This is a genomic window from Streptomyces sp. NPDC006385 (assembly GCF_040612485.1).
Lineage (GTDB): Bacteria > Actinomycetota > Actinomycetes > Streptomycetales > Streptomycetaceae > Streptomyces.
Map to the genome: position 1 here is coordinate 71,160 of NZ_JBEXQG010000011.1, position 13,760 is coordinate 84,919.

The window sequence follows — 13,760 nt, forward strand, 5'->3', positions numbered from 1 at the left end:
GCTTCCGAACCCCTGCTTCCCTAGCCTCTGGAGCATGATGAACCCCCGCCGCACCGAACTCCTCGCCGCCGGCGCCGCCACCGTCAGCGTCATCCTCTGGGCCTCCGCCTTCGTCTCCATCCGCAGCGCGGGTGAGGAGTACTCGCCGGGCGCGCTGGCGCTCGGGCGGCTGCTCGTCGGCGCCGTGGTGCTGGGCGGCATCTGCCTCGTCCGCCGGGAGGGGCTGCCTCCCAGGGCGGCCTGGCCCGGGATCGCGATATCGGGCCTGCTGTGGTTCGGCTTCTACAGCGTCGTGCTGAACTGGGGCGAGCAGCAGGTGGACGCCGGTACGGCGGCTCTCGTCGTGAACATCGGGCCCATCCTCATAGCGCTGCTGGGCGCCCGGCTGCTCGGTGACCCGATGCCGCCGCGGCTGCTGGCCGGGATGGCGGTGTCGTTCGCGGGTGCGGTGACCGTGGGTCTGTCGATGTCGGGCGAGGGCGGTTCCTCGGTGCTCGGGGTGGTGCTGTGCCTGCTCGCCGCCGTCGGGTACGCGGGCGGCGTCGTGGCCCAGAAGCCGGCGCTCGGCCATGCGAGCGCCCTGCAGGTGACGACGTACGGGTGTCTGGTCGGCGCGGCCTTGTGCCTGCCGTTCACCGGGCAGTTGATCAGCGAGGCGGCCCACGCCTCCGTCTCCGCGACGCTCAACATGGTCTACCTGGGCGTCTTCTCGCTGGCGCTCGCCTTCACCACCTGGGCGTACGCCCTGGCCCGTACGACCGCCAGCAGCATGGGCGCGACCACGTACGCGGTGCCCGCGCTGGTCGTGCTGATGTCGTGGCTGGCGCTGGGCGAGGTGCCGGGGCCGCTCACCCTGGCGGGCGGCGCGCTATGCCTGGCGGGGGTCGCCGTGTCGCGGTCCCGGACGCGGTCCGCTCGGGTCGTGGCGGCCGCGCCACAACCCGAGCAGGCCCGGGAGTCAGCGTGAACGCGCCCTGTCCGCAAGGACCTTGATGGACAGCAGGGCGATCACCGCGAGGCCGATGATGTAGCCGGACACCGCCATCGAGGTGCCCGTGGCCTCCAGCAGCAGCACCATGACGAACGGGGCGAGGCCGCCGCCGAGCACGGCCGCGATCTGGTAGCCGAGGGAGGCGCCGGTGTAGCGCATCTCGGGCGTGAACAGCTCGGCGAAGAGGGCCGCCTGGGGGCCGTACATGATGCTGAGGAAGCAGCTCGTGACGAACGTGCCGACCGCCAGCCACAGCAGCGAGCCGGTGTCGATCAGCAGGAACATCGGTACGGCCCACAGGGCGATGCCGGCCGCGCCGAGCGCGTAGATCCGGATGCGGCCGATCTTGTCGGAGAGCGCGGCGGCGGCCGGGATCAGCACGAGCTGGGTGAGGCTGATGCACAGCGAGACGGTGAGGACGGCGCTCCGCTTCATACCGAGTTCGCGCGTCGTGTAGTCGAGCACGCCGGTGATGATGATGTAGAAGGTGGCGGTGTTCACGGCGAAGGAGCCGCCGGCCAGGAGCACCGTGCCGAGGTGGTCCTTGAGGATCGCGCGCAGCGGGGAGGACTGCTCGGCCTTCTCCTGCTCGGCCAGCTTCTTCTCCGCCTCCCGGAATTCGGGGGTCTCCTCGACGCGTGTGTGGATGTACCAGGCGAGCACGAGGACGAACAGGCCGACGAGGAACGGCACCCGCCAGCCCCAGGCCGCGAACGCGGCGTCGGTCGTGAACGCTCCGGCCAGCAGGAACACCGTGTTGGCGGTCACCACGCCGATGGGGACGCCGAGTTGGACGAAGCTGCCGTAGATGCCCCGCTTGCCCTCGGGGGCGTACTCGGTGGCCATCAGCATCGCGCCGCCCCACTGGGCGCCGACGGCGATGCCCTGCATCACACGGAAGGCGACCAGCAGGATCGGGGCGGCGACGCCGATCGTGTCGTACGTCGGGAGCAGGCCGATGCCGGTGGTGGCGAGGCCCATGAGGGTGAGCGCGAGGACCAGCATCGGCTTGCGGCCGCGCTTGTCGCCGAGCTGTCCGGCGACGATGCCGCCGAGGGGGCGGGCCAGGAAGCCGACGGCGAAGGTGGCGAAGGAGGCGAGCACTCCCGCGGTGGGGCTGCCGGCCGGGAAGTACAGGTCGCCGAGGACCAGGGCAGCGGCGATGCCGAAGACGAAGTAGTCGTACCACTCGACGGCCGAGGCGAGAGCCGCGGCGGTGGCCACGCGGCGGCGGTTGCCGACGGCGGGAGCGGTAGGGGTGAGCGGCTGGGCGGAAGGCGCCGTGTCCATGCGTGCACACTCCGGGGGGTGCGGGGACCGAACGGGGGGTGGCTCGGGTTCCGGGGAACGTACTGACCGGACGGTATGCTCGTCAACGGTTCGAGCGGCAGGAGTTTGCCTGCACAGAGCACGGAAGGCGGGCCGGGCACGGCGAAGGCCCCGGCCTCGCTCGGCGGCCGGGGCGTGCGGAGCGCGCGGCTAGAACACCACCAGCGCCCTGCCGCCCTTGCCCGCCAGCATGTTCTCGAACGCCGCCGGGATGCCCTCCAGGGCGATCCGCTCCGTCACCAGCGCACCCAGGTCCAGGCGGCCCGCGCGTACGTGCTCGGCCAGCACCGGAAGGTCCCGTGCCGGGTCGGAGTCGCCGTAGACGCAGCCGGAGAGGGTGCGGCCCCAGTGGAAGATCTCCAGGGCGTTGAAGGTGACCTGCTGGTCCTTGCCGCCGATGCCCACGACCGTGGTGCGGCCGCCGCGGCGGGTGGAGTCCCAGGCCGTGCGGATCGTGGTCGCGCGGCCCACGCACTCGACGGCCACGTCCACGCCCTGCTTGTCCGTCAGGCCCCGGATCGCGCGGGCGGTGTTCTCGGAGGCGACCACGTAGTCGGTGGCTCCCGCCGCGCGCGCCAGTTCCTCCTTCTCGGGCGAGACGTCGACGGCCACGATCTGCGCCGCGCCCGCGATCCGGGCCGACTGGAGGGCGGCCAGTCCCACGCCGCCGACCCCGAACACCGCGACCGTCTCCCCCGGCCGGACCCCCGCCGAGTGGTGCACGGCGCCGTAGCCGGTGAGGACGGCGCAGCCCAGCAGGGCGGCGTCGGTGAGCGGGACACCGTCCGGGAGCGGCAGGACGCAGCCGGCCGGCACGACCGTCTCCTCGGCGAACGCGGCGACGTTCAGGCCGGGGTGGAGGTCGGTGCCGTCCACCGTACGGGCGTGGACGTTCGCGGCGCCGTTCAGCGCGTTGGCGCACAGCCAGACCTCGCCGAGCGAGCAGGCGTGGCAACCACCGCAGGACGGCGCCCAGTTGAGGACGACGTCGGCGCCGGGCGAGAGGTGGGTGACGCCCTCACCGACCGCGACGACCGTGCCGGCGCCCTCGTGACCCAGGATCGCGGGGACCGGGACGCGCATGGTGCCGTCGGACAGGGACAGGTCGGAGTGGCAGACACCGGCGGCGGCGAGGCGGACGCGGACCTGGCCGGGCCCGGGGTCGGGCAGGTCGATCTCGGTGACCTCCAGCGGGGCACCGATGGCGGGCAGGACGGCGGCACGGACGGCCATGAGGGGTGGCTCCCTTGCGCTGGCTCAGAACTGGAGGGACTTGGTCTGGAGGTACTCGGCCAGGCCGTGCGCGCCGAGCTCGCGGCCGACGCCCGACTGCTTGTAGCCGCCGAAGGGGGCGAGCGGGTTGAAGCGGCCGCCGTTGATGTCGACCTGGCCGGTGTCCATACGGCGCGCGAAGGCCACCGCCTCCGCCTCGTCGCCCGCCCAGACGGCGCCCGCGAGGCCGTAGACCGTGCCGTTGGCGATGCGCAGCGCGTCCGCCTCGTCCTCGTACCGCAGGATCGACAGGACGGGGCCGAAGATCTCCTCCTGCGCGACGGTCATCTCGGGTGTCACGTCGGCGAAGACGGCCGGCGCGACGAAGTAGCCCTGCCGGCGCGGCGGTTCGGGGCTGCCCGCGACCAGCCGCGCGCCCTCGGCCACGCCCTTCTTGATGTAACCGAGCACCCGCGCCTGCTGCTTGGCGCTGACCACCGGGCCGATGCGCTCGCCGTACTTCGCGGCGGCGGCCGCGGCCAGCTCCACGGCCTCGTCGTACTGGCCCCGGTGCACCAGCATCCGCGTCCAGGCGCTGCACGTCTGCCCGGAGTTGGACATGACGTTGGCGACGCCGACGTTGACCGCCTTGGCCAGGTCGGCGCTGGGCAGGATGACGTTGGCGGACTTGCCGCCCAGCTCCAGGGCGACCTTCTTGATCGCCGAGCCGGCCACCGCGGCGATCTGCCGGCCGACGGCGGTGGAGCCGGTGAAGGAGACCAGGTCGACGTCCGGGTGCTCGGCGAGCGCCTGGCCGGCCACCGGGCCGAGGCCGGTGACCAGGTTGAAGACGCCCGCGGGGACGTCGGCTTCGTGCACCGCGTCGGCGAACAGCTGGGCCACCAGCGGGGTGTCCTCGGCCGGCTTCAGGACCACCGTGCAACCCGCCGCCAGCGCCGGGGCCGCCTTGGCGACGATCTGGTGGAGCGGGTAGTTCCAGGGCGTGATCGCGCCGACGACGCCGATGGGCTCGTGGTACACGGTCGAGTTGCCGACCTTCTCCTCGAAGGAGTACGTCGCCGCCAGCTCGGCGTACGAGCCCGCGACCGCGATCGGCACGGCGGCGTGCACCGCCTGGGAGAACTTCAGGGGCGAGCCGAGTTCGGCGGTGACCGTCTCGGCGATCTCGTCCTCGCGGGCCCGCAGGACGTCCCGCAGGGCGGCCAGCCGCGCGGCCCGTTCGGCGGGCGGGGTCGCGGCCCAGCCCGGGAGGGCTGCGCGGGCGGCGCGCACGGCGGTGTCGACGTCGGCGGCGGTGCCGGCCGGGACCCGGCCGATGACCTGCTCGTCGGCCGGGTTCACCACCTCGATCACGTCCCGGCCGGTGGCGGGGCGCCAGGCGCCGTCGATGTACATGCCGTCGTGTGCCTTCATCGCGCTTCCTCCCGGGCGGGGCGCCTCGTCGTGAGGCTGTCGTCGTCCGACTCATAAACTAGCGGCGATAGTTTTTGAGCGCCAGACGCCCCCGCGAGACAGGAGATGGATCAGCAGGCCGTTCCACAGACGTCCGAAGGCCGTCAGAAGTCGACCTCGACCCTGTCGTCCACCCTCCCCACCGATTCCTGCCCGAAGTCCTTCTCGTAGGCACGGCGGATCTCCTCGATCTTGCGGTCACTCCTCCCGGCCGTGTCCACCGGGTACAGCAGCATCAGCTCGTACGACCGCTCCTTCTCGATCGTCCCGCTCGCGTCCCGCCACTGCCCGCGCCCGGTCTGCACGGTCAGCCCGTCCGGGAAGTCCGGCGTGACCTCCTTGTCGACGAACGCCATGAACTGCTTGTCGGTGACCGCCGGCCCACCGTCCGGGCGCGCGGTGCCGAAGAGGAGCCGCGTCTCGACGTACGGCTCCCCCCGGGACGGTGCCGAGGACGCCGCCGACGTGGAGGTGCCGCCGTCGTCGAGGGTGGCGTACGCCGTCGGTGCCCCGACGGCCAGCAGAAGCCCAACAGTGCTGAGTACGGCCCGGGTTCGGGTGAGGCGCAGATTCATGCGCCATACCTAGCCATACCGCTCCGGCTTCACTCCTCCGAACAGGCGAGCCACACCCGGACCCCTCCCACCCGGGCCACGCAGAGCTCGCGCGAGCCTCACTCCCCCAAGTCCGGAAGCCGAGCCGGTGCCGGGCAGATGCGGTCGCCGTCTTGGTCGAAGACGAACAGGTGGGCCAGGTCGACGAGGAGGGGGACGTGCATGCCGTGTCGGAGTTCGAAGTCGGGGGTCGTGCGGACGATGAGGTCTCCGGGCAGGCGGCCCTCGGGCGGGGCGGAGTCGGTGCCGGTGTCGGTCGGGTGGTCGAGGACCACCACGGGGCCGGCCCGCAGGGCGCCCGCGCGGTCCCTGAGGCGGTCCAGGACCGTGCCGTCCCGGCCACCCGCACGCCGGCGGCGCCTCGTGGACCGTGCGGCGGGGCGCGGCGCCTCGAGGTCGGGTACGAGGGCGGGGCGGGAACCGGTGTTGAAGTGGACGAGGATCTCGTGGCCCTGGAACTCCACATGCTCGACCAGCCCGCTGATCGGCACCTCACCGGGGCGCGCGGCCGCCGGCTCGGCGATGCGCACGGCCTCGGAGCGCAGGCCCACGATGACCTCGCGGCCCTGCTGGACGCGGAGCAACTGGTGGTCCAAGCAGAGGGGTTCGGGCAGGCGGAGGTACTGCTTGCCGAGGCTGATGGTCATCGCGCCGTCGAGCGGGGCGCGTACGACTCCGCGCAGGAGGTTGATGCGCGGGGTGCCGATGAACGCGGCGACGAAGACGTTGCGGGGCAGGGCGTACACCGAGCGCGGGGTGCCGACCTGCTGGAGGACGCCGCCGCGCATGACGGCGACCCGGTCGCCGAGCGACATCGCCTCGGCCTGGTCGTGGGTGACGTACACCGTGGTGACGCCCAACGTCCGGGTGAGGCCGGAGATTTCGGCGCGCAGATGGTTGCGCAGCTTGGCGTCGAGGTTGGACAGCGGTTCGTCCATCAGGAACGCGGTGGGGTGGCGGGCGATGGCCCGGCCCATGGCGACGCGCTGCCGTTCGCCGCCGGAGAGCTGGCCGGGGAAGCGGTCGAGGAGATCCTCGATGCCCAGCATGCGGGCGGTGGCGTCCACCCGAGGGCGGTGGTCCGCGCCGGGCGACTCGATGCGCAGCGGGAAGCCGATGTTGTCGCGGCTGGTCATGTTCGGATAGAGGGCGAAGTTCTGGAAGACCATCGCCATGTGCCGCGCGGCGGGCAGCAGGTCGTTGGCGTACTCGCCGTCCAGCAGCAGTTCGCCCTCGTCGATCTCCTCCAGGCCGGCGATCATTCTGAGCACGGTGGACTTGCCGCACCCGGAGGGCCCGAGGAGGACGAGGAACTCGCCGGGCTCTATGTCCAGCGAGAACCGGTCCACGACGCGGATGCCTCGTGTGTATGACTTGCTCACGTCGTGCAGGGAGATGGCGCGTGTCATGGCTGCTGCCCCCGGGGGCCGTCCGGAGCGCCGCTGCTCCGTGTGTCCGAAGGCCCCGTGCGGGTCGAACGGGGCCTGTGAGTCACGGAAGTTAACGGATTGTGCCCGCCGTGGGGAATACATCGGTCACTTCGTCGCGGTCAGGTGGGCGAAGACCACCACGTTGCTGGTGTAGCCCGACCGCCGGTCGAAGAGTCCACCGCAGGTGATCACGCGGATCTCCGGGCGCCGGGTCGGGCCGTAGACCTCCTTGTCGGGGAAGCTCGCCTTGTCGAAGACCTTCACCCGGTCCACGGTGTAGACGGCGGTACGGCCGTCCGCGCGCCGCGCCTCGATCTGCTTGCCGCGTTTCACGGAGGCGAGCCCGGCGAAGACGGCGGGGCCGGTTCGGGTGTCGCGGTGCCCCACCGCGATGGCGGCGCCCTGCTCGCCGGGCGTGGCGCCGCCCCGGTACCAGCCGACGAGCTTGGGCTTGTCGATCGGCGGTGTCTCCAGTTCCCGTTCCTTGGTGAGCCCGATGCCGATGATCGGTGCGTCGATGCCCAGGGACGGGATGCGCAGGGAGGTCGGCCGGGAGCGCGGCAGCGGGCGGGGCGGGGGTGTGGGGCGGGTGGAGGGGGCGGCGTGGGCCCGGCCGGCCGCCACCGTGTCCGGGCCGTCGGGTCCTCCCGGCGCGGTCACGTCGCCGTCTCCCTCGCACCGGGCCACCACCGTCACCAGGACGACCGCGAGCAGGGCCGTCCTGGTGAGGCGATAGGCGCGGGTCCGGTGCCAGGGCCTGCGTCTGCGCCTACGCGGCACCATCGGTCTGCCGGCGGTTCCTCCGGACGTACACGACGCCGCCGACGGCGACCCCACCCACGACCGCCGCGGCGGTCACCGGCGCGTACGCCGCCGCCGTGTCGACGAGACCGCCGCCGCCCGCGTGCACGCCTCCCTTCGGGCCGTGGTCGCCACGTCCCCATCCCTCGTCGTTGTGCCGGTGGTCCTCGATGCGCCCCTCCGGACCGTGCCTTCCCTCCCGCTTGTCGCCGCACTTGACGCGGAAAAGCTTTCTCTTGGTGTTGGTGACGTCCACGGTCCAGGTGATCATGTACTGCCCGTCCGCCAGCCCCAGCAAGTCGGTGTGACCGGCGCCCCCTGCGAGCTGGATCGTGCCGGTGACGGTAGCGGCGCTGGGCAGCGGGGGCTGCGGCGTGATCGTGTACTCGATCGAGGGGAGAGTGTCGAAGTTGACGGCGTCGAGGTAGAACCTGCAGACCACCGCCTCGTCATCCGGGGTGCCGTAGGGCATGCCCTCGCTGTGGATCCTGATGTCGCCGTTCGCCTGGGCCGACGCGGTCGGCGCCGCCACCCACGACGCCCCCGCCGCGGCTAGGGCGGTGAGGACGACAGTGGCGCCCGCGCGGGCGCGGAACGTACGTGAGGGTGTCAGGGTCGGCATGCGCGCTCCTCTGATTCAGACGATTTTCATACAAATCGCTCCTTCGCCTGACTCTCCTTCACATGCACTGCGACTCGCCGTACCGGGCCCCGGCGCGTCGTCAAAGATCGCTCGTCCGGCGGAATCCGGAGCGCTTCGGCCGCTCTCGCGGGGCGGTTCCGGGCCCTTCGGGCCGCTTCGGCGTCCGCACGGCAATGCCCGCCGACAGCAGCAGCAGCGCCCCCAGCATCAGGAACGGCGCCGCCACCCCCGCGACGCCCGCGACCAGGCCCGCCGACGCGGGCGCCGCGACCTGGCCGAGGCGGTTGCCGGTCAGCCGCAGGGCGAGGGCGGTGGAGCGGGCGCCCTCGGGGGCCGCCTGGACGACCGTGGTCATGGACAGCGGCTGGCCGACGCCGAGGCAGAAGCCGAGCACCGCCAGCATCAGGGCCAGCGCCCACACCGGCACCGGCAGCGCGACGCCCGCGCACAGCATGGCCGCCAGCAGACACGTCACCGTCAGCAGCAGGGTGCGGCCGAGCAGCCGCAGCAGGGGGGTGAGGACCAGGCGGCAGGCGATGGTGGCCGCCGCGCGCAGGCTGAGCAGCAGGCCGATCACCGACGGCGCGATGCCCCGGTGCTCGCCGACCACCGGGAGATAGGCGGTGAGGATGTCGGTCGCGGACAGCACGGCGAGGCTGATGAAGATGCCGGCGGGCACTCCGCGGGCGCGCAGGATGCGCCGTACGGGGACGCGTTCGCCTTGTTCCCCGCCGGACTCGGACGTCGTACGGCTCTCTATGCGCCACAGCGACGTGAGCGCGACCGCGCCGCCCGCACCCGCCACCAGCAGCGCGAGTGCGCTGGTGCCCGCCATGTCCCGGCCGCCGATCAGCGTGCCCGCCGCGATCGGGCCGACCAGCTGGCCGAGGGAGGCGCCGATGGTGAAGTGGCCGAAGTTGCGGTCCTGTTCGTGCGGGGCGGACTGGCGGGCGACGAGCGACTGGGCGCCGATGACGAAGCAGAGGTGGCCGAGGCCCATCACCCCGCTCCAGATCGCCATGGCCCACAGGGAGTTCGCGAGGCCGCTCAGCGCACAGCCGCCGGAGATCAGGACGACTCCGACGGGCAGCAGGGGCGCGCACCGGCCGTGATCGGTGCGGCGGCCCAGCGGGACGGCGACGAACAGCGGGAGCAGGGCGTACACCCCCGCGATGACGCCGATCGCCCGCTCGTCGGCGCCCAGCGCGAGCGCCCGGTAGGAGACGGCGGGCCTGGCCATCGACACCGCCCCCTGCGCGAAGCTGAAGGCGATGACGAGGCGGAGCAGCCAGCCGCGGTTCCCACCGGGCGCCATGGTCGTGTCCTCCCAGAAAGGGGGTCGGGGTCAGATGATTCCGAAGATCATTCCTGCCGCGAGGATGAGGAGGCAGGTGAGCGCCGCCCACTTCACCACGAAGCGGGTGTGGTCGCCGAACTCGACCTTGGCCATGCCGACCAGGACGTAGACGGCCGGGACGAGCGGGCTCGACATGTGCAGCGGCTGGCCGACCAGAGAGGCGCGGGCCATCTCCAGCGGGGAGACGCCGTGTGCCGCGCCGGCCTCCGCGAGGACCGGGAGGACGCCGAAGTAGAAGCCGTCGTTCGACATGAAGTAGGTGAGCGGGAGGCTCAGGACGCCGGTGACGAGCGCCATGTGCGGGCCCATGCCCTCGGGGATGACGTCCACCATCCACCTGGCCATGTGGTCCACCATGCCGGTGCCCTGGAGGACGCCGGTGAAGACGGCGGCGGCGAAGACCATGCCGGAGACGTTGAGGACGTTGTCGGCGTGGGCGGCCAGGCGGGCCTTCTGGTCGGGGATGTGCGGGAAGTTCACGGTGAGCGCGAGCGCGGCGCCGAGCAGGAACAGCACCGGGATCGGCAGCCACTCCATGATCATCGCGGTCAGCAGGGTGACGGTCAGCAGCGCGTTGAACCAGTAGAGCTTGGGGCGCAGGGTGGGCCGGTTCGGGTCGAGGACCTGGAAGCGCTCCGCGTCGCCGTCCTCGGCGTCCTCGGCGTCCTCGGCGTCGGTGCCGGAGCCGGACCCGCCGGTGACCGCGGCGCCCTTGCCCGTGCCGGAGGCACCGGACCCCGCACCGGAACCGGCGCCGACCAGCACCGTCTCGGCCTCCTTCTCCTCGACCTTCTCCTCGACCTTCTGCTCCACCAGGACCTCGTCCAGCGTCAGCACGCCCAGGCGCTTGCGCTCGCGCAGGCCGAGGAAGTACGAGAGGACGAAGACGCCCAGCAGGCCGACGGCCAGGGCCGGGATCATCGGGACGAAGATGTCGCTGGCGTCGAGCTTGAGCGCGGTGGCGGCACGGGCGGTCGGGCCGCCCCAGGGCAGGGTGTTCATCACGCCGTTGGCCATCGCGGCGACACCGGTCATCACGACCAGGCTCATCTTCAGGCGCTTGTACAGCGGGTACATCGCCGAGACGGTGATCATGAAGGTGGTCGAGCCGTCGCCGTCCAGGGAGACGATCGCGGCGAGGATCGCCGTACCGACGACGATCCGCATCGGGTCGGCCTTCGCGAACTTCAGGATGCCGCGCACGATCGGGTCGAAGAGACCGACATCGATCATCACACCGAAGTAGACGATCGCGAACATGAGCATCGCCGCGGTGGGGGCGAGGCTGGTGACGCCGTCGATGACGTAGTCACCGAGCTTGGCGCCCTTCCCGACGAAGACGCAGAACAGTGCCGGGATCAGCACGAGCGCCGCGATCGGCGACATCTTCTTCATCATGATCAGGACCAGGAAGGTCGCGATCATGGCGAAGCCAAGGATGGTCAGCATGAGTGGATACCTAACGTTCGCCCTTGAACGACCCACCAGGGCCGGCGGTGCGATGACGTTAGGTCCCGTCAAGCAGCGTTAACAAGACGTTGACGTGCGAGCAATAAGCGCAAAACTCCAGGTCAGAGCTTTGCTCAGGTCAGCGGCTGATCATTTTCGGTCACAGGGGGAGCTTTTGCGGCTCACGGACGGAGCCTTTTCAGCTCACGGGCGCGACCTCGACGGGCACTCCGTTGAGCACCGCGTTGCCCGACAGCGGGTCGAGCAGGCTGCCGTCGAGGAGCTGGTTGACGTTGACCCCGGGGTCGGCGGCGGCGTGGCCGAGGCGGGTGCCGGGGCGGTCATGACCCCAGCCGTGCGGCAGGCTCACCACACCGGGGCGCACGCCGTCGGTGACCTCGGCGGGGGCGGTCACCTCTCCCCCGGCGCCCTTCAGGCGTACGGCCGCCCCGTCCCGCACGCCGAGGCGCTCGGCGTCCTCGGGGTGGATGTGCAGGGTGCAGCGGTTGGAGCCGCCGGTGAGGGCGGGCACGTTGTGCATCCAGCTGTTGTTGGAGCGCAGATGGCGGCGGCCGACGAGGACGAGCCCGTCGGGTCGCTCGCGCAGGGCCGCCCTGAGCCGGGGCAGATCGTCGGCGATGGGCCGCGGCAGCAGCTCCACCTTGCCGCTGACGGTCTTCAGCGGCTGCGGCAGCCGCGGCGCGAGCGGCCCGAGGTCGATGCCGTGCGGATGGGCCAGCAGCTTCTCCAGGGTCAGGCCGTCCGGGCGTACGCCGAAGCCGTCGCCGTAGGGGCCGAGGCGCAGCATCATGTCGAGCCGCCGCTCGGGGCCGCCGACGCCGGTGAGCCGCGCGGCGAGTTCGCGGGGGTCCCGGCCGTGCACGGGTGAGTGCGGCTCCTTGACCGCCTTGCCGAGGGTCTGGTCGATGACCATCGCGTCCACGGCGGACGGGTCGGCGCCATGCATGCCGGTGGCGGCCAGGATCAGCCGGGCCAGGATCTCCGTCTCGGCCATCCTGCCCGGCTCCAGCGGGACGGCGGGGCGGGTGTAGCGGACCTGGTTGCGCACGGCGAGGGTGTTGAAGGCGAAGTCGTGGTGCGGGCTCTGCGCGGGCGGGGGCGGGGGCAGCACGACGTGGGCGTGGCGCGAGGTCTCGTTGAGGTACGGGTCGACGCTGACCATGAAGTCGAGCGAGCCGAGCGCCTTGTCGAGCCGGTCGCCGTCGGGGGCCGACAGGACGGGATTGGCCGCGACGGCGACGAGGGCCCGGATCGGCTCGCCCTCGTCGGTGACCGTGTCGATCTCCTCGGCGAGCGCGGAGAGCGGCAGCTCGCCCTTGGCCTCGGGGTGCCGGCTCACCCGGGAGTGCCAGCGCCCGAGCGCGAAGCCGTGGCCGGGCCCTGCCGGGCGGGGCGTCCTGTCGGTGGCCGCCTGCGGGAAGAGGGCGCCGCCGGGCCGGTCGAGGTTGCCGGTGAGGACGTTGAGGACGTCGACGAGCCAGCTGGCCAGGGTGCCGTGCGGGACGGTGCAGCTGCCGATGCGGGCGTAGACGGCGGCGGTGGGCGCGGCGGCGAGGTCACGGGCGAGGGCACGGATCGTGCCGGCGTCCACGTCGCAGGCGTCGGCGACCGCTTCGGGGGTGAACTCGCCGATCGCCGCGCGGAGTTCGTCGACTCCGTCCACCAGGGGCGCGAGGTCCTCGAAGTCGACGAGGTCTTCCTCGAACAGCGTGTACGCCATCGCCGCGAGGAGCAGGGCGTCCGTCCCGGGCCGGATGGCGATGTGCCGGTCGGCGAGTCGGGCGGTGCGGGTGCGGCGCGGGTCGATGACGGTGAGGGTGCCGCCGCGCGCCTTGAGCGCCTTGAGCCTGCCGGGGAAGTCGGGTGCGGTGCACAGACTGCCGTTGGACTCCAGCGGGTTGGCGCCGATCAGCAGCAGGTGGTCGGTGTGGTCGAGGTCGGGTACGGGGATCGCGTTGGCGTCGCCGTAGAGCAGTCCGCTGGAGACGTGCTTGGGCATCTGGTCGACCGTGGACGCGGTGAAGAGGCTGCGGGTGCGCAGCCCGGCGATGAGCACCGGCGGGTAGAGGGCGCCGGCCATGGTGTGCACGTTGGGGTTGCCGAGCACGATGCCCACCGAGTTCGGCCCGTACCGCTCGACGACCGGGCGGATCCCCGCGGCCACCGCGTCGAACGCCTCCTCCCAGGTGGCCTCGCGCAGCTCGCCGTCCGTGCGCACGAGGGGGGTGCGCAGCCGGTCGGGGTCGCCGTCGACGGCGCCGAAGGAGGCGCCCTTGGGGCAGATGAACCCCTTGCTGAACACGTCGTCGCGGTCACCGCGGGCGCCCGTGACGCGGGTCCCCTCGATGGTGAGGGTCAGGCCGCAGGTGGCCTCGCACAGGGGGCAGATGCGCAGTGCGGTGCGGGACACGGGCCCTCCAGGGGTGGCGGCGGCGATGAC

At 72.2% G+C, this 13,760-nt stretch carries 11 protein-coding genes; 1 reads left to right on the plus strand and 10 read right to left on the minus strand.

All coding sequences use genetic code 11. The features are described 5' to 3' along the window. The first annotated feature begins 37 nt into the window (after positions 1-37). Entirely contained in the window at positions 38-967 is a 930-nt protein-coding gene (locus ABZ078_RS11540) for a DMT family transporter (protein ID WP_356574245.1), read from the plus strand. Here ABZ078_RS11540 and ABZ078_RS11545 read toward each other — a convergent pair. From ABZ078_RS11545 to ABZ078_RS11590, 10 genes are all read right to left on the minus strand, one after another. Next, positions 959-2,281, minus strand: a complete 1,323-nt coding sequence (locus tag ABZ078_RS11545) for an MFS transporter (protein ID WP_356574059.1) — start codon at positions 2,279-2,281, stop codon at positions 959-961. The genes ABZ078_RS11540 and ABZ078_RS11545 overlap by 9 nt on opposite strands. 189 nt (positions 2,282-2,470) lie before the next feature. Continuing rightward, positions 2,471-3,553, minus strand: a complete 1,083-nt coding sequence (locus tag ABZ078_RS11550; protein WP_356574061.1) for a Zn-dependent alcohol dehydrogenase — start codon at positions 3,551-3,553, stop codon at positions 2,471-2,473. Positions 3,554-3,577: 24 nt separating this feature from the next. Next, the gene (locus ABZ078_RS11555) at positions 3,578-4,966 is read right to left on the minus strand and encodes an aldehyde dehydrogenase family protein (RefSeq protein WP_356574063.1); all 1,389 of its coding nucleotides are present in this window, start codon (positions 4,964-4,966) and stop codon (positions 3,578-3,580) included. A gap of 143 nt (positions 4,967-5,109) precedes the next feature. Next, complete coding sequence (locus tag ABZ078_RS11560; RefSeq protein ID WP_356574065.1) at positions 5,110-5,580, minus strand: DUF3574 domain-containing protein; 471 nt, start codon at positions 5,578-5,580, stop codon at positions 5,110-5,112. Between the two features lie 98 nt (positions 5,581-5,678). Then, positions 5,679-7,028 (minus strand): ABC transporter ATP-binding protein, encoded by a 1,350-nt coding sequence (locus ABZ078_RS11565; protein ID WP_356574067.1) that lies wholly within the window; start codon positions 7,026-7,028, stop codon positions 5,679-5,681. A 126-nt stretch (positions 7,029-7,154) separates the two neighbouring features. Further along, entirely contained in the window at positions 7,155-7,832 is a 678-nt protein-coding gene (locus tag ABZ078_RS11570) for a class F sortase (protein WP_356574069.1), read from the minus strand. Next, entirely contained in the window at positions 7,819-8,472 is a 654-nt protein-coding gene (locus ABZ078_RS11575; protein ID WP_356574071.1) for a hypothetical protein, read from the minus strand. The genes ABZ078_RS11570 and ABZ078_RS11575 overlap by 14 nt, the downstream gene beginning before the upstream one ends. A 100-nt stretch (positions 8,473-8,572) precedes the next feature. Then, positions 8,573-9,808: an MFS transporter gene (locus ABZ078_RS11580; RefSeq protein ID WP_356574073.1), complete on the minus strand. Its 1,236-nt coding sequence runs from the start codon at positions 9,806-9,808 to the stop codon at positions 8,573-8,575. Between the two features lie 30 nt (positions 9,809-9,838). Continuing rightward, entirely contained in the window at positions 9,839-11,335 is a 1,497-nt protein-coding gene (locus ABZ078_RS11585; RefSeq protein WP_356574075.1) for a citrate:proton symporter, read from the minus strand. Between the two features lie 163 nt (positions 11,336-11,498). Next, positions 11,499-13,730 (minus strand): molybdopterin oxidoreductase family protein, encoded by a 2,232-nt coding sequence (locus ABZ078_RS11590; protein ID WP_356574077.1) that lies wholly within the window; start codon positions 13,728-13,730, stop codon positions 11,499-11,501. Positions 13,731-13,760 lie beyond the last annotated feature (30 nt).